This window comes from Hydrogenimonas sp., from assembly GCF_029933015.1.
Classification (GTDB): Bacteria; Campylobacterota; Campylobacteria; order Campylobacterales; family Hydrogenimonadaceae; genus Hydrogenimonas.
Genome location: NZ_JAOZOZ010000014.1, coordinates 1 through 17,004, shown reverse-complemented (window position 1 = coordinate 17,004; position 17,004 = coordinate 1). Strand labels below are relative to the sequence as shown.

Below are 17,004 nucleotides of genomic sequence, written 5' to 3'. Positions count from 1 at the left end.
ACGATCGTCATCGGCGCGGGAATCGCCGGAATCTCCACCGCTTTCTGGCTGAAAAAGGGAGGGCAGAAGGTCCTGCTCGTCGACAAAAAGGGGCTTCTGGCCGGTGCCAGCGGAGCGGCGGGGGCTTTTCTCTCTCCCCGTCTGGGCAAGGGGGGTGATCTGCAGAAGGTGACCAACGAAGCCTACCGGTTCGCCCTCGATTTCTACGCCCAAAACGTCCCGGAGGGATTTTTCCAGAAGGGGCTGGTACGCATCCCCAAAGACGAGAAGGATGCCGAAAAGTTCGCCGCTTACGAGCCTTTCATCGATCTGCCTTACCAAAAGGTCTCGTCAGGCGATTTTCCCCATATCGCCCCTGAAGCGTTGCGGTGGGGCGCCTTTTACTTTGATCATGCCGCTTTCGTCGATCCGATGACGGTGGCGAAGAAGCTCACCGAACGTATCGATACCGCTTGGGGTGTCGACGCCAAACCCTCCTATACCGAGGGAGTGTGGTACGTGGGGAAATTTTCGGCGCCGAACATCGTGCTGGCCACCGGTGCCGAGCGGCTGCCTCTGGAGATACCCTATCTTTCCATCGGAGGGGTCTGGGGGGAGCGGGTCGATGTGCGAAGCGCGGCCGAGATTCCCGTAACGCTCCATCAGAAGCTCTCCGTTTCGGCCAATGTGGAGGGGGTCGTGCGTATCGGCGCCACCCACGTGCGCAACGATCCCCGCAGCGAGATCGAGCGCGTCAACCAGCTGATCGTCGACGCCATCGCGCTGGTGCCGGCCCTGGCGGATCAACGGATTCTCCGTATCTACGCAGGACACCGCGCGTCGGTCAGCGACCACTTTCCGCTGGTGGGTACGATCGCCGATACGGATGCTTCGAAAAAGGCGCTGGGAAAGCCACCCAAAAGCCTCAAACCAGAGAACGAAACGATTCCCAGGAACCCCGGATGCCATATCGTCAACGGCTTTGGCGGCCGGGGATTTGTCTTCGGTCCCCTGATGGGGAAGATGATGAGTGAAAAAATTCTTTCACAGACTCCGATCGATCCCCGCGTCTCCGCCGACCGCTATCTACTCCGTTTTCTGAGGCGCTGATCCCCACTTTCTGTTGAAAAGCCCCAGACCTCTGAAATTTTTGATATAGAGCACGTTGATTCCCTGTCCCGTCTCTTTGACATCCACATCGACCCTGACGCTCCTGGAGAGTTTGTACTGGATAATGAAGCTCGAGAGCGTATCGTTACGGTAGATGATCCTGAAACGTTTGCCGATACGCTTGCCAATTTCGATGCCGAATCCTCCCTCTTCGGTGTTGAGGATATTGAAGGTGTCGAATTTCAAACCGGTGGCGGAACCGATCGCGTTTTTCAGACCGAATCCCAGCAGCATCGTCGCCACCGATGTCGAGGCGTCCCGGCTTCCCTGGAACGATTCGTCGGCGGGACTGCCGAAGAGGATATAGCTCATGATGTCGTTCTGGCTCATGGGCGGATCGGAGGAGAAGAGGAAGACCGGATCGGCGAGGGTATGGCTGACGTAGATCGTGAAACGGTTGAAGTCCAGTTCATACTGGATCTGCAGATCGAGCCAGGGATTGATGGGGTAGGCGCCGCTGAAGTAGATTTCGGAGGGCTGGATTTCGAAGTGTTTGTCCTCCACGTCGATGGTGCCGTCCTCGACCCGGACGATGCCCAGCAGTACCGTCGGTTTGCCCACCTCTTTCCAGATCGTCACATCCGGAATGAAGTCCAGATGGATCATCGGTACGTCGTATTCGAGAGGATGGTTCGAATAGATACGGATGTTGAGACTTTTTTTCGTGTGGCTCGGCTCCTTGATATCCTGAATGACGATGATGTCTTCGTCGGTGACCGTATACTCCTTTTTGGGCATGAAAGTGATTTTCGCCTCGGTCAGCTCCACTTCTCCTTCGACGTCGATGATCTCGTCGCTTATGTTGGCGTCGATGGCCGCATTGGCGGTGACGTTCCCCTCCGGGCCTATGTAGTGCATCTTCGTGGCGTCTAAACGGAGATGGCCCTCCAGCTTTCCGGGATCGAAAACGCCGTGTACATCTCCCGTATCGAGCACCGAAAAACGGTCGATGTAGAAGCGGTAGTTTTCATCGAAATGGAAATAGGAGGGACGCTCCTGGCGGAAATGTCGATCTTTGAATCCGATGTCGTAACGGTCGATGGATATCTCGTCTCCTTTGATGCCGCCGGCCAGTTTCGAATCGAGACCGTAATAGACGGTCTGCGAGTCGGGTTGGATCAGATACCACGGTATCTCCGTTTCGTAGCGCAGTGATAGCCGCTCGGCGATATGGACGTTGAAACGGCTATTCACTTCGGCATCGACGATGACGTCGCTTTTGATCCCGAAATCCTCCATCAGAGCGTGCAGCGAGTCGAGATGGGTGTGGAAATCGAGATCGATCGTGTCGTCGGGTTCGATTCTGCCGGCGACATCGAGTGTCAGAGAACCGATGTTGGCCCATCCTTTGACTTTTTTTTCTTTTTCGAAAAGCGTCAGATAGGCTTTTGGCGTGGAGACGTTGAAGAGTTTGTTGCTTTTGGAGTAGTAGATATAGGTGTTGATCTGCGACTTGAACATCGGTGGCACCGTTTCCCATATTCCGCCTTCTATATCCTTGGGTTTGACGGAAGCGCGCACGAGAAACGATTCCGGTCGGATCTCGATGAAGCTTTTCGAACTCGAATAGTTTCCGTCGAGCTGTACGACACCCTTGATCAGGGGTTTCGGGGAGATAGTCGCCGTTGCATTGGCATCCATCGAGACGGTTTGATGCGAAAAGAGATGGGGGAGATGCTCGATGTACTCTATTTTGTGGGGTTTGGCTTTCATTTGGATCGCGTACCTGTTGTAATCGGTCGAATAGAGGCTGAGACTGAAAGCACCCATATAGATATCGGCCGTGACGACATCCGTGTCGCCGGCGGCGTCCGCTTCGAAACGGCGGGAGGGGAGAGGATAGGTCGTCTGGAGAATCTTTCCCTCTATTTTCGTCGCGTAGGCGAGGGAAGGGGTAAACAGAAGAGACTGATTGATATCCGCCTCCACTTCCGGCGACTTCAGATGGTACTTCGCCTTTGCCGTAAAGTAGTTTTCCTTCATGAGATAGTCGAAATCGAGGGCGAAACGGTCGATGGAGAGATTCGCCTCTTTCAGCGTAATCGGAGAAGAGATCCGGGTCGATGCCTTCAATCCGTGCAGATCGGCTTTCAGTTTGACGGGTATGCTCTTTGGAATATTTCCGAGATATCCGGCAGCCATCTTTCGGTACTTTTTGCCCAGAGAGAGATGACCGTCCGCCTCGATACGTTCATCATGGAGGTTTCCCTTGAATGTACCGTGGGCATAGGGAGTGCGCAGCGATGTCGTGAAAGAGGGGATCGACACGTCGGTACCGAACCACCGGAGATTTTCCGCGACAAGGTCGATGCCTATGCGCTCGGGAGAGAAAATGTCGCATTTCTCGATACGGATCTTTTGGACGACGATGGGCGGAAGGACGATGTCGCCGGATTCGCTCTTTTTGGTCTCGTTCATCTCGAACCGGTCCGGATAGATTCGGCAATTCTCCACGACTATCTCCCCGATGGTCGGTACGGGAGAAAGGAGTCTGAAAATGGAGTAGTGCAGTGCGACATGTTTTGAAAAGAGGGCTTTTTGAAACCGCACGTCGTAAAGATCGAAACCGGTATAGAGCGTTCCTTCGATCCGGGAGTATCCGATACCGTTTTCCGCCAGGGCCTTCCGTGCGATATAGTCGGTGGTTTTGGGATGGAGGGTGACGTAGAAGAAGAGGCCGGTGGCCATGAGTGCCCCCTGCAGTCCCAATGCGAAACGTTTGTAGAGTATCCGCATCAGAAGAGCTCCCCGATATGGAAATGGAAAGCGAATTCGCCGAAATCGTTGATATCGAATCCGACATCGAAAGCGATGGGTCCCATGGGTGTCATGTAACGTATACCCGGGCCCACGGCGATATAGGCTTTGCCGAAGTCGGGAAATTCGTCCTGCCCAAGAAACGTGACATCGCTGAAAACGATCCAGCGGAAGCTCTCTCCCAGCGGCACGCGGAATTCCACGGTCCCTTCTGCGATACTGTAGGCACCGATCGGATCGCCGTTACGGTTTTTGGGGCCGAGCTGGCGGTAGTTGTAGGCACGGTTGGAGTTCATGCCCCCGGCGTAGAAACGGTAGGAGGGTGGTATGCGGCCGTCGGTCACTTTGATCGATCCCAGTTTCAGGCGGGTCGAAAAGATGCCCCACTCGACGGATCTATGCCATGAAGCCGATCCGAAGAGTTTGTAGTAGGTGGCGTCGGAGATGGAGGAGCGGATGGAACCCATCCCGTCGAGCTCCAGCCTGTATCCTTTCGTGGGATCGAGAAAGGAGTCTCTTTTGTCCACTTCCCACCCGATTTTCGGCGAGACGATCAGGAGTTTTCCGTTGGGAAAGTTGACGGGGTCCTTGCTGTTTCTGGTATCGGTTCTTTCGAAGATGATGCTTTCCTGGAAATAGTGGGGATGCCGCAGATGTTTGAGATTGAATTTCGCCAGAACCGAATATTCGTCGTATCCGTCGAAGATCTCCTTTTTGACACCCGCTTCCAGTCCCAGTCTGTTGTGATGGGCCAGCGGCATCTCGGCCGTCATGCGGACATACTCTTTGATCTGGGAGTAGCGGACATCGAAGCCGACGGTTTTGAGGTTGCCGAAAAAGTTTCGATGCTTGATGCCCATCTGCAGATTGATCCCCTCGTCACTGCTGTATCCGGCACCGGCTGTGAAGTGGAGCGGTTTTTCGTAGACCGAGACGTTGACGTTGACGGGTACCCGGTTGTCCTGGTGCTTTGTATCGTCGATGACGACCCGCTCGATCCCCTCGTTGGCGTAGATGTCCCGGTAGGAGCGGCGAATCAGTTCGGTGGAGTAGGGGTCGCCTTCTCTGAACATCAGCAGCGAACGGATGATCCTTTCGTCGACCGATTCTGGCGTATGGATCGTGATTTTGCCGAAGACACATGGTTCGTTGGGGAGGATGTCATAGACGATGTAGGCCTCGTTTTTTTCTATGTCGATAAAAGCCTTGGCGTCGAGATTGACGTTGCAGTAGTGGTTGTCGGTGTAGTGGCGCTTGATCTTCTGTTTGCTTCTGACGAAGAGTTCGGCATCGAAACGGTCGCCTTTTTTGAATGGAATGATTCCGGTGATATCCAGCAGGGAGATGGTGGAGACGTCGGCTACCCTGATCGGTTCCTTCTCTTCGATGACGATGAGGATTTTTCCCTTTTCGATGCGACTGGAGGCTTTCGTATGGTAGAAGCCGCGGGAACGGTAGTAGTTTTCGATCACGGGAAGAAGGGCGTTTACCTTTTCGGGATCCATCTGCGGTTTCTCTTTCCAGAATTCGAAAAAGAGAGGTTTGGGTATGCCCATCACTTCGTAGAGTCGGCTTTCGTCGATATGTTCGTTGCCCCTGAATTCGACGGGAAGCGCAGCGGCGAAAAGAAGCTGGAGGAAAAGAAGCGAGAAGGCAACGACACGTTTCACCGGCCACCCTGTTTTTGGTACCATTATACCAAAGGAGACGCATGAAAACCGTTATTTTCGACCTCGACGGCACGCTGGTCGACAGCCACGAGGACATCACCGCCTCGATCAATCATGTGCGCCTGGAGATCTACGGACTGAAACCGGTCGATTCGGCTTTCGTGATGGAGAAGATGAATGCCTACGGTCTGAATCTCGCCCATGAATTCTACGGTGTCGAATCCTACGAAGCGCATGCCAGAGAACTCTTCGAACGCCACTATGCGACACAGTGTCTGAAGAACGCGAAAACCTTCGAAGGGATACCCCGCTTGCTGGAGTCTCTGAAGTCGAAGAATTGCGACCTCTACGTCGCCACCAACGCTCCTACCGAAACATCCGCACTGATACTGAAAAACAATAACATAGATCACCTTTTTACCGATATTATAGGAGCGGACCGGGTCAGACACTCCAAACCCGATCCAGAAATGATTTTAAAGATAAAAGAACGTGCGATACACGACGAGATCTGGATGGTGGGTGACAGCCCTAAAGATCTCGCGGCCGGCCGGCGCGCCGGTGTCGCCACGATATTCGTGAAGTGGGGCTATACTTTTCGGCTCCCTGAAGAGTTTTCGGATGTTCCGAAAGCTTCAGAACCTTCACATATAGAAAAGTTTATAATCGCGAAATAACGGATAGACCGACCAAAAGGAAACAGAGATGATTCACGAAGGCCTCGAAGAGCTCAAGGAGAGCGTGAAGGACAAAAAGACACTCAAACAGATCGAACGGATCGAAAAGCTGATCGAAAAGCTGCATACAAAAAGCGGCCTCAAGCTCATCGCTCAGGGAAAGACACTCAAAAAGGCCCTTCGTACCGTCACCTACGAAGAGGAGCTGGTGAAGCTGCAGATCGAGCTGGTGAAGCTGCAGAACTGGGTCTACGAAAACAAAAAGCGGGTTCTGATCATCTTCGAAGGTCGTGACGCCGCCGGTAAAGGAGGCGCCATCAAACGCTTCACCGAACATCTCAATCCACGCCGCTATCGTGTCGTGGCGCTTCCGAAGCCCACTGAAGTGGAGATGGGACAGTTCTACTTCCAGCGATACATCGCGCAGCTTCCCAATCCGGGCGAAATCGTCTTTTTCGACCGCAGCTGGTACAACCGCGCCATCGTCGAGCCGGTCTTCAACTTCTGTACCGAAGAGCAGTACGAAAAGTTCATGCAGGAGGTACCCGAACTCGAACACGCTTTCATCGACGACGGCATCATTCTGATCAAATTCTGGTTCTCCATATCCAAAAAGGAGCAGAAAAAACGGTTCGAAGAACGGAAGATCAATCCCCTCAAACAGTGGAAGATCAGCCCCATCGACATGCAGGCCCAGGAGAAATGGGACGAAATCTCCTACTACAAGGAGGAGATGTTCAGCCGTACCCACACCTCCTACTCCCCGTGGATCATCGTAAAAAGCAACGACAAGAAGTCGGCGAGACTGGAGTCGATACGCTACGTGCTCTCGAAAATTCCCTACATAGGAAAGAAGAAGTCCGAAGTGTCGCTCCATCCCGACCCGGACATCGTTCAGCGCTATCATCGCAAAAGCAAACAGGTGGATTGACCAGTCATATGAAAAGAGTATTGCATGCGGGGCTTTCGTTTGCCGTTATCCTTGGGATTTTTCAGCCGCTGTGGGCGGAGGAGTCGATCGACGATCTGCTGAAGAGCTACCGGAAAGAGGCCGATCTCTCGAAAGAGACGAAGAAGGAGAACGCCGGATTCGTCGTCGTCTACACACGCGACGATCTGGAGCGGATGCAGGTCTACAGGCTTTCGGATCTGATCAAATCGATGTGGTTTCTCCACTACGATCTCAACAGTTTCGGTATGCCGGATCCCATGCAGCAGAATCCGGTCTTCTACTCGAGCGACTCCATCAAAATCTATGTGAACGATCACGAAATGACGAGCGACTTTTCCGGCAGCGGGCTCCTTTTTTACGGAAATATCGACATGGGGATGTTCGATCATGCCGAAATCTATTACGACTCTCCCGTCCTCGATGTCGCGACCGAACCGGCGATAGCCGTCATCAAACTCTATACCAAAAAACCGGAAAGAGAGAATGGCGGCGATCTGGTTTTACGGCTTGGCGACCGGGGTATGCAGGAAGCGTCTGTATCCTATGCCAAAATATTCGACCAGTGGTCCTGGTACGCCTATGCGCAGGAGAGCGAAAACTATTTCAGGCACGATCAACATCTCGGTTACGATATCTCGAAAGATTATCGGCAGCAGCACCTCTTCTTCAATCTCGAGAGAGAGGACCACAGGCTCGAGTTGGAGTATCTGAATCAGAGTCACGATCCGTTCACGGCCCAGAGTATGGCCATCACGCCGAAAGGCGGATACTGGCGGATGCCGTTTTACAGGGCCTCCTATTCGGGAGAGTGGGCCGAAAAGAGCCTCCATACGGATATCTCCTACATCCACTCCTCGATCGAAATGGATATGCGCTCGAAATCCCTCTTTTGGGGACAGCTCTATTCCCCTTTCGCCCCCACGGGCGATCCGGCGAATCCTACAGATCCCGACAACCCCTTCAATCCCGGCAGTTGGATCCCGGGTCCCGATGGCAACCACCATTTCCGATTCGAGGGATCGGGAGATATATTCACGGCGAAAATCTATCACGACCGGGTCTGGGGAAAGCATCAGTTGAGGTTCGGTGCTGAATACCGCTACAAATCTTCCGAAGTGGATGAAATGCGTTTCAATCATGTCCGAAACGCGAATGACGAAGCGAGTTTCAACATCGGATCGTTCTATCTGCAGGATCAGATCTCCGTCAGAGACAACTCCATGCTCTCTCTTTCTTTCAAATACAACTACTACGATCTGAACAGAAGATACGATGGAGACTCCTATGACGATTCTCTCGATACGTGGCAGGGAAGGGTGGCCTACAGCTTCATCGACGACCGATGGCACTACAAGGTCTTTTTGACCCATTCCGAACTGCCCACGCAGCTGTTCGAACTTCTTCTGCACGACGCGCAGCTGGACACGCAGAAATACACCTCTCTTTCGGGAGAGGCGAAATATGTCTCGGACAAAGACCGTTTCAGGCTTATCCTTTCGGGCAGCAAAGCAGAGGATATCAATATCGTCGACTGGTCCGTCACGCACGGAAGCCGTGTGGATCTGGTCGATATCGATCTTTTCAACGCCGTTTTCGAAGTGGTACACAACATCAGCGAAAATCACAGAATCGACTTCAATATCCACTATTCCCATATGGACAAAGCATTTCCCAACGCCAACGAAAACTATGTAGGCGGACTGGTACGGCTGCTGGATACATTCGACAGGTGGGATATATTCAACGAAATCGTATTCAAACAGAAAACCCACGGTCTGGATGCCGGATGGGACTACAACGCGGGCATCAAATACCATGCGACGAAAGACCTGACCTTTTCGATCAAGGGCGTGAACATTTTCGGTGAGGCGAAAGAGACCAACTACTATACGCTCGAGATGCAGCCGGGAGCGTCCACTCCGCTTCTTGGGCAGATCGCTCTGCCTGTCGTGGAGAAACAGGTATATTTTTCCCTGGAGTGGCTGTTTTGAAAAAGTTGATGATTTGGCTTTGGCTGCTCCTTTCCGTACTCTACAGTTCGAATCTGGAGTCGGAAATCGACAGGAAGATATGGAAAAGGATCATTTTCGATCTCTCTTTGAAAGAGTACAGAATCTATACGATCGACAGGCAGCTGCAGGATATCCTCTGTAAAATTCCGGGTATCACGCTGGTGAAAGACTGTACGCAGGCGACGCTGATCATCGAAACCAGAAAGACGGTCGTCACGGACGAGCGGTGCCTGGAGATTCCCCGGCTCTCCAACGACTACAGGCTGCTCGTGAAAAACGCCAACGAAATCGGAGCCTTTTTCTGGATGAAAGGGCGTCCGACGATCATCCTCTCCAAACCGCGTCTTGAAAGATTCGGTCTGAAGGTCGATATTGAACTCGAAGACTATCTGGAAGATATAGAGTAGATGAAAGTAACACGACAGTTCGATCTCGTTCTCAAGATAGGCATCACGATTCTGACGCTGCTGACGGTGGCGATGATCTACCTCTACATGCAGGTGGACAAGGTACTCGCCTCGACCCGTCAGGAGATGATCGAAATGATCATCAACCGCTACGAAATGGAGCTGAAAAACGCTTCCGCGATGGTCGTGGAAAATACACGGCCCTCCCTGATCGAACGCCTTTCCGACAGCAAGGGCCTTCGAAGGGATCTTCAAAGAAGCCTCTCATACTTCAAGACACCGGAAGTGGAGCACCTTTTCGTCATATACAGGGACGAACGGGGCAGACTGCGATATCTGCTCGACGGAGAGCGGGAGATCGAACATCAGGCGATGTTCATGCAGCGTTTCGAACCGGTCTCCGATATCTGGGAGAGAACCTACGAAACGGGAAAGACACAGCTGTACAAACATATGAAAAACGGTTCGCTGTGGGTCTCTATCGCGATTCCGATCTTCGAAAACGGCAGGGTCGCCGCGGTTCTTGGCGGAGACCTCTCGGCATCGATCCGTACCGATGTGGAGCGGAAGTTCACGCAGATCAAATCGATGATGTTCACCGTCGCCGTCATCATCGCCCTGATGCTCGTGTTCGGATATTTCCAGATCTACTACTACTTCAAAGGACGCTCGAAGAGTTTCGTCGATCCTCTGACCGGCGCCTACAACAGGAAATTTCTCTACGAAGTGATCGCCAACGCCAACTATGCCGAGTATCAGATCATCATGTACGATGTGGACCATTTCAAACGGGTCAACGACACCTTCGGCCACGAGGTAGGCGACGAAGTGCTGAAGATGCTGACGCAGCGTATCAGAAAGATGCTGCGAAAAGAGGACCATCTGGTACGGTTCGGAGGGGAGGAGTTCATCGTCTTCCTGCACACTGTCAACAAGAAAGAGGCGACGGAAGTGGCGGAGCGCCTGAAAAAGTCGATAGAGACTTCGCCTTTCGTGATCGGGAAAAATATCCTGAGTATCACGATATCGGTGGGTATCAACAACGATGCCAAAGAGGCGCACAATATCGACGACGCGATCGAAGTGGCCGACGAGCAGCTCTACTGCGCCAAAAACGCCGGACGAAACAGGGTCTGTGTCAACGGAGTGGTGGTTTCGTAGCCGTCAGCAGAAAGATGTCGTAGGTCCCTTTCGCGCCCTTGTCGACGGTGTGGACGATGCGGTATGCAAGCGATTCGAATCCCGCATCTTCCGCGATCTTTTTCAAAGAGGCCTCCTCGAAACCGAAATGGAATACCCCTTCGTTTCCGTGGTCGTGGAAGGTGCCGTCTTCGGGCGCCAGGTCCGCCAGCGCGATGAATCCTCCCGGTTTGAGCATGGCATGGAGCTTTTCGAAAAGCATCTTTGTATCTTCGATGTGGTGGATCGTCATGGAGCTGACGATGCCGTCGAAGGGTTCGGGATTGTCGAATCCGACGATGTCCGTATGGTAGATCGTGACGCGATCGTCGGAGTCGGCGAGATTTTCCCGCAATCGCTCCAGCATCCCTGCCGAAGTGTCGACGGCGCTCATCTTTCCCACGAAAGGGAGGAGCCTGCGTGTCAAGAGACCTGTGCCGGCGCCGATATCCAGCAGGTGCATCGAACTCTCCAGATCGAATCGTTCACGTATCGCCTGTGCCACCGCTTCCGCCAGTGCCTGACGTCTGTCGGATGCGTCCCATGTCCCGGCGCGAACGTCGAAACTCATTTTTCACCCCTTTTTTGGGTAGAATTCTAACACAATGAAGAGTATCACAACACACTTCACCACCGAAACGGAAGTCAAACGCTCCAAATTTCTCGCCCATCTCGTGCCGATCGCGGATTTCGAAGAGATACGCCGACATCTGCGGGAAGAACACCCCAAAGCGAACCATATCGTCTGGGCGCTGAGGAGACTCAACGAGCATGGGCAGATCGTCGAAGAGAGCAGCGACGACGGCGAACCGAAAGGGTGTGCCGGCAAACCCGTGCTCCACGTGATGCGGGGAAACGGCCTGATCGAATCGGCGATTCTCGTGGTCCGCTATTTCGGAGGTATCAAACTGGGCACCGGAGGGATGGCGAGAGCTTATGGAGAGGCCGCGAAAAGTGTGATCGGGATCGCCGATCTTCTGCACCACGAAAAGCGTGTGTCTGTTGCCTTTCATATCGATTACTCGGAAATGGGCAGATGGGAGTATGCCATCGGCTCGATCGGCGGATTGGAAACGGTCCGGGATTTCGACGGAACCGGAGCGTTGTGGAAAGTTGTCGGCGACGAAAGCGCCGTCTCGAAACTGGTCACGATGCTCGATGCAGCACGGATCGTATGGGAACGAATCGATGTGTCGTAAGCCATCGTTATCGTAACGATAACCGAATTTGATAGAATAGCGTTTAAAAAAAGGATCTTTGTCTATGCAGCATATTTTCAGGGAGTACGATATCCGCGGTGTTTTCGGAGAGGACCTGAACGAAAAGACCGTCAAGCTGATCGGCTACTTTCTCGGGAAAAAGATCAAGGAAAAGGGTGACTACGCTGTCGTGACCTACGACGCCCGGACCCACTCGCCACAGCTCTCCGACTGGCTTGTCAGCGGACTCAACGCCGCGGAGGTGATCGTCCTGCACGGCGGCCTCGCGCCCACCCCCGTCAACTACTTCTGCAACTTCAACTCTTTCAAGGTCGGGGGCAAAGAGGTGCTTCCCGCCGGCGGTATACAGATCACGGGCTCCCACAACCCTCCCGAATACAACGGTTTCAAGATCACGATCGGCCAGCTCCCTTTCTATGGCGATGATATCTACGCCCTCGGACGGGAAGTCGAAGCCAACGGCAGCATCGCGATCCCCACAGAGACCGATGTCATCGAGATACCGGCGCTGGAAAAGTATGTCGACTATCTGGCGAAAGAGTTTTCGGCTCTGGAAGGGTTCGATCCAAAAATGGCGATCGACTGCGGAAACGGCGCGGCGGGCGTGGCGATCGAGCCGCTGCTGGAGAGGCTGAAGATGCCGGCGAGAAAACTCTATTTCGAGCCCGACGGTACGTTTCCCAACCACCACCCTGATCCCAGCGAGGAGGAGAATCTCGAAGATCTCAAAAAAGCGCTCCAAAAGGGTGCCGAGTACGGTTTCGCCTTCGACGGAGACGGTGACCGCATCGCTTTTTTGAGCCGTAAACACAACTTCAAAGGGGATATCCTGGCCCTCTTCTTCGCCAAAGAGATGGCCAAAGAGGGCAGAAAACCGACCGTCATCGGAGAGGTGAAGTGTTCCCAGGTGATGTACGACGGAATCGACGCGATCGGCAAGGCGATCATGCACAAGACGGGCCACTCCAATCTCAAGGTGCTTCTCAAAGAGACGGGAGCCGATCTGGCGGCGGAGGTGAGCGGCCATATCTTCTTCAACGACCGCTACTTCGGATACGACGACGCGATCTACACGATGCTCCGGATCCTGGAGATGCTCAAGAAGGGATTCGATTTCGATGCCGAGTACGAGAAACTTCCCATCCTCTACAGCACCGACGAAATCAAGGTGAAAACGACCGATCAGAAGAAATTCGCCATCATCGACGCGCTCAAGAAGATTCTCGACGCCAAAAGAGCGGAACTGGGGATCAGGGACATCGTCACGATCGACGGTGTCAGGGTCATCTTCGAGGATGGATGGGGACTGGTGCGCGCCAGCAACACGACGCCGATCCTCGTGACCCGTTTCGAAGCGGTCTCTCCCGAAGCGCTCGAGCGTATACAGCGCGTTCTGAACGATCTGATCGAAGAGGCGAAAGATTCTGTCGGCTGAGAATCTCTTTACCTACATATGCCGCGACGGCAGAGAGATTCTCTGTCGCCACAGACGCAAAAAGGGGCAGAAACATCTCTATCTGAGGCTTCGAAACGACGGCACGGTGGATCTATCGACACCCTGGCACATCTCCCGAACCCGGGCGCTCTCCTTTCTCAGGGAGAAGGAGAGGTGGCTGCTGGATCGCCTCGATTTCAGAGATCGCCACGCCAGGAACGATCCCCCCGCTTTTGCCGAAGGGTGCAGGGTCTGGTATCTGGGCAGAAGCTATCTAGTCCATATCCGCTCCGCCGCCTCCAACCGGCTCGATTTCGACGGGGAGCGTTTTCTCTTTCACTGCAGAAGCGAAGAAGGGTTTCAAACGGCGCTGAACCGCTTCTACCTGCGAAGCGCGAAGCGCCATATCGGAGCGCGGGTGGAAGTGTGGTCCAAACGCATGGGGCTTTTCCCCGCGTCGGTCCGCTTTCGCCGCTACAAAAACCGCTGGGGCTGCTGCGCCCCCGACGACACGATCACTTTCAACACGGCACTGATGCGCTACGAGGAGGCTCTCGTCGATTACGTCGTCGTCCACGAGCTGGCCCATATCCGTCACAAACACCACCAAAAAGCGTTCTGGGAACTGGTGGCGCAGCACATTCCCGACTACAGAGATCTCAGAAAGCGCCTGCTGTGAAACTGACCGGAAAGATCAAACGGATCCTCTACGACAAAGAGGGTTTCATGATCGCCCTGCTCGAAGACGGTACGAAGATTTCGGGAAACTGTCTGGTGACCGATACCGAAGCGCTGAAAGGTCAGGAGGTGGCGCTGGAGGGTGCGTGGGAGGAGCATCCGAAATTCGGCCCGCAGTTTTCCTTCACCTCACTCGAGATCGCGGGCAGCGAACTCTACTTCTATCTGACGAAAGTGGTCAAGGGAGTGGGACGGAAACTGGTCGGGCGGCTCATCGCCCACTACGGCGAGGAGGAGCTGCTCCGTATCCTGGACGAAGAGCCGCAGAAGCTGCTGGAATTCAAGGGAATCAAGGAGAAAAAGCTCTCCCAGATCACTCAGAGCTGGCGCAGCTACAGAGAGATTCGTCAGCTGGCCATGTTTCTGGCCCCCTACAAAATCGGCCAGAGTATCGTCGGCGAGATCTACCGCACCTTCGCAGGCCGTGAGGATCTGATCGATCTGATCCGACGCAACCCTTACGTCATCACACAGGTCAAGGGTGTCGGTTTCAAACGGGCCGACGAGATGGCGCGATCGATGGGGATCGATCCCAGATCTCCTTTTCGCATCGAAGCGGCCGTCGAATACCTGATTCGACAGATCAGCGAGCAGCAGGGAAGCAGCGCCGTCGCCAAAGAGGATCTCTTCGCCAGACTCCGAGACGAACTGCAGATGGAGGGAGAAGATACTCTCATCGAAAGCGTCGTCGCCGACATGATCGCCAAAGAGCGCCTCGAAGAGATCGACGGCCATCTGGCCCACGCTTTCTACTACAGGGCCGAGAAGGAGATCTACCGTTTCTTCAAAGAACGTGTCCAAAGTCGACTCGAACCCATCGTCGATGATATCGATGCCTTTATAGCCGAGGAGGAGAGGCGTATCGGCTTTCGCCTCGGCGAGGAGCAGAAGAGGGCGGTGCGACTGCTCAACGAAGGTGTGACGGCGATGGCACTGGTGGGATACGCCGGTACGGGAAAGAGTACCAGTGCGAAGATGATGCTGAAACTCCTTCAAATGCGCTACAAAGAGGAGGCGATCGTCACGACGGCTCTCAGCGGCATCGCCGCCCAGCGCATTCACGATACGACCGGGTTCCGCTCCGCCACGATCCAGAGTCTGCTGGTGGCCCACAGGGAGCAGGATACGCTCCCCTACGACGTGGTACTCCTGGACGAGGCTTCGATGGTGAACTCCCAGATCTTCTACCAGCTCATCGGCAAACTCAAAGAGGATGCCGTCTTCCTGATCGTCGGAGACGACGGCCAGCTTCCGCCCATCGGCGCGGGGAATACCCTCTCTGATATTATTAGATATGAACTCCTTCCTTTCGTCAAGCTGACCCGAATATACCGTCAGAACGAAGAGCAGGCGATCACGCTCGTCGCCGATGCGATACGACGGGCGCAGCTGCCCGATTACAGAAGAGAGTATGCCGATTTCAGATTCGTCGATCTGACGATTCCCGATTTCCACGCGCTGAGGCGAAGGATGAACGACGAAGAGAAAAAGGAGCTGAGAGAGAATCACAACCGCCGGATTCTGGAGAGGATCGAGTCGGAGGCCGTCGCCCATATCCTGGAGGCCAGGGAGTCGCTCGCCGCCAAGGATGTCCGCGCCTACCTGACACGGCTGCAGATCATCACACCGATGCGCGGAGGGGTGTTGGGGACCGAGAACCTCAACCGCCGTCTCCAGCGCCTCTACAATCCCAAAGCCCGCCACGGCGTCGAAAAGGGCCCCTACACCTACGCCCTCTACGACAAGGTGGTCCATATAAAAAACGAGAACATGTCCTCCTGGTCTCCGGAGAGTTTCAAAAAAAATCTCGATCCTGTCAATCAGAGGATCTTCAACGGGATGATCGGGCTCATATTCAGAATGGACCCCGACGAGGAGGAGTGTCTGGTCTACTACCCCAACGAGGATCTGGTGGTGCGGTACGGATACGAGATGCTGGGGGAATACCTGACGCTGGCCTATGCGTTGACGATCCACAAAACCCAGGGGATGGAGTACGACACGGTGATCATACCGATGAGTTACAGCCACTATGTCATGCACAACACCAAGCTCCTCTACACCGCCATAACGCGGGCGAAGAGGATGTGCGTCATCGTCGGCGAAACGCCGGCGTTCGAGGGGGCGTGCCGCCGGATCGACACGACGAGACGTACGACGGTGCTGCAGCTGCTCGCTTCCGCTGAAAATCAGGAAAGCATCAATGGAATTTCGTCATAATTTCCCTTGAAACCATCAACAAAGAGCACCCTTGAAAATCGTCAAAGTCGAAGATGAAAATCTCCTGGAAAAGATCTACAGGCTGCGTTATGAAGTCCTCTGCGAGGAGATAAAGACACTGGATAGATCCCAATATCCCGACGGACTCGAAAAAGATCGGTATGATTCACATGCCGATCAATATGCCATTTTGACGGAAGAGGGCGAACTGGTGGGCTGTTTTCGTCTCATCTACCGCTGTCCCATCGGTTTCCCGACTCTCAACGTCATGGATATGAACGATCTGCTTGAGAGGATCGACGGGGAGAAGCTCTGTGAAATCTCCCGTATCACGGTCGACAGAAGATACCGGAGCCTTCGAACCGTCATGAAGATATTCCGACTTATCATGCGCGACGGCTGTCCATTCATGAAAAGGGAGGGGATGGAGTATCTGCTATGTGCCGTGGAAGAGAATCTCTACAGGCTTTTACGGATGGCGGGAGTGCCATTCAGAAAGATCGGCGAGGCGAAAGAGTATCTCCAGCGCTACCGCTATCCCACACTGCTCTCGATGGAGGAACTGGCCCGGAAACATCCGGAATTTTG

Annotated in this window: 14 protein-coding genes; 11 read left to right on the top strand and 3 right to left on the bottom strand. The window is 53.9% G+C overall.

Annotated features, from left to right (window positions below; genetic code table 11):
- Nucleotides 1-1,089: FAD-dependent oxidoreductase (locus tag Q1K23_RS02080; RefSeq protein ID WP_300361792.1), on the top strand; the 1,089-nt coding region annotated here is incomplete at its 5' end.
- On the opposite strand, the gene Q1K23_RS02075 is transcribed toward Q1K23_RS02080, so the two are convergent.
- Both Q1K23_RS02075 and Q1K23_RS02070 read right to left on the bottom strand, forming a co-directional pair.
- Nucleotides 1,066-3,885 carry a translocation/assembly module TamB domain-containing protein gene (locus Q1K23_RS02075; protein ID WP_300361789.1) on the bottom strand — a complete coding sequence of 940 codons (2,820 nt, stop codon included), beginning with the start codon at nucleotides 3,883-3,885 and terminating at the stop codon, nucleotides 1,066-1,068. The two genes, Q1K23_RS02080 and Q1K23_RS02075, sit on opposite strands and share 24 nt — an antisense overlap.
- Nucleotides 3,885-5,576: an outer membrane protein assembly factor gene (locus Q1K23_RS02070; protein ID WP_300361787.1), complete on the bottom strand. Its 1,692-nt coding sequence runs from the start codon at nucleotides 5,574-5,576 to the stop codon at nucleotides 3,885-3,887. The genes Q1K23_RS02075 and Q1K23_RS02070 overlap by 1 nt, the downstream gene beginning before the upstream one ends.
- A 41-nt stretch (nucleotides 5,577-5,617) precedes the next feature.
- Here Q1K23_RS02070 and Q1K23_RS02065 point away from each other — a divergent pair, with 41 nt between their 5' ends.
- The 5 genes from Q1K23_RS02065 to Q1K23_RS02045 are packed head-to-tail and all read left to right on the top strand — an operon-like array spanning nucleotide 5,618 to nucleotide 10,785.
- Nucleotides 5,618-6,253: an HAD family hydrolase gene (locus Q1K23_RS02065; RefSeq protein WP_300361784.1), complete on the top strand. Its 636-nt coding sequence runs from the start codon at nucleotides 5,618-5,620 to the stop codon at nucleotides 6,251-6,253.
- 28 nt (nucleotides 6,254-6,281) lie between these two features.
- Nucleotides 6,282-7,184, top strand: coding sequence for a polyphosphate kinase 2 (gene ppk2, locus Q1K23_RS02060; protein WP_300361781.1), 903 nt, complete (start codon nucleotides 6,282-6,284; stop codon nucleotides 7,182-7,184).
- Nucleotides 7,185-7,192: 8 nt separating this feature from the next.
- Nucleotides 7,193-9,196 (top strand): hypothetical protein, encoded by a 2,004-nt coding sequence (locus Q1K23_RS02055; protein WP_300361779.1) that lies wholly within the window; start codon nucleotides 7,193-7,195, stop codon nucleotides 9,194-9,196.
- Entirely contained in the window at nucleotides 9,193-9,624 is a 432-nt protein-coding gene (locus Q1K23_RS02050) for a hypothetical protein (RefSeq protein WP_300361776.1), read from the top strand. The genes Q1K23_RS02055 and Q1K23_RS02050 overlap by 4 nt, the downstream gene beginning before the upstream one ends.
- A complete protein-coding gene (locus tag Q1K23_RS02045; RefSeq protein ID WP_300361774.1) occupies nucleotides 9,625-10,785 on the top strand; it encodes a diguanylate cyclase in 1,161 nt (386 codons plus the stop codon).
- Here Q1K23_RS02045 and Q1K23_RS02040 read toward each other — a convergent pair.
- Nucleotides 10,763-11,374 (bottom strand): class I SAM-dependent methyltransferase, encoded by a 612-nt coding sequence (locus tag Q1K23_RS02040; RefSeq protein WP_300361772.1) that lies wholly within the window; start codon nucleotides 11,372-11,374, stop codon nucleotides 10,763-10,765. The two genes, Q1K23_RS02045 and Q1K23_RS02040, sit on opposite strands and share 23 nt — an antisense overlap.
- Nucleotides 11,375-11,408: 34 nt before the next feature.
- Between Q1K23_RS02040 and Q1K23_RS02035 the strand changes: the two genes are divergently transcribed.
- The 5 genes from Q1K23_RS02035 to Q1K23_RS02015 form a co-directional block, all read left to right on the top strand.
- Nucleotides 11,409-12,002 carry a YigZ family protein gene (locus Q1K23_RS02035; RefSeq protein ID WP_300361769.1) on the top strand — a complete coding sequence of 198 codons (594 nt, stop codon included), beginning with the start codon at nucleotides 11,409-11,411 and terminating at the stop codon, nucleotides 12,000-12,002.
- 64 nt (nucleotides 12,003-12,066) lie between these two features.
- The gene (locus tag Q1K23_RS02030; protein WP_300361767.1) at nucleotides 12,067-13,458 is read left to right on the top strand and encodes a phosphomannomutase/phosphoglucomutase; all 1,392 of its coding nucleotides are present in this window, start codon (nucleotides 12,067-12,069) and stop codon (nucleotides 13,456-13,458) included.
- On the top strand, nucleotides 13,445-14,137 hold the full coding sequence (locus tag Q1K23_RS02025; protein WP_366522640.1) for a SprT family zinc-dependent metalloprotease: 693 nt from the start codon (nucleotides 13,445-13,447) through the stop codon (nucleotides 14,135-14,137). The genes Q1K23_RS02030 and Q1K23_RS02025 overlap by 14 nt, the downstream gene beginning before the upstream one ends.
- Complete coding sequence (locus tag Q1K23_RS02020) at nucleotides 14,134-16,416, top strand: AAA family ATPase (protein WP_300361765.1); 2,283 nt, start codon at nucleotides 14,134-14,136, stop codon at nucleotides 16,414-16,416. The genes Q1K23_RS02025 and Q1K23_RS02020 overlap by 4 nt, the downstream gene beginning before the upstream one ends.
- Nucleotides 16,417-16,447: 31 nt before the next feature.
- On the top strand, nucleotides 16,448-17,004 hold a 557-nt coding region (locus Q1K23_RS02015), incomplete at its 3' end, for a GNAT family N-acyltransferase (protein WP_300361763.1).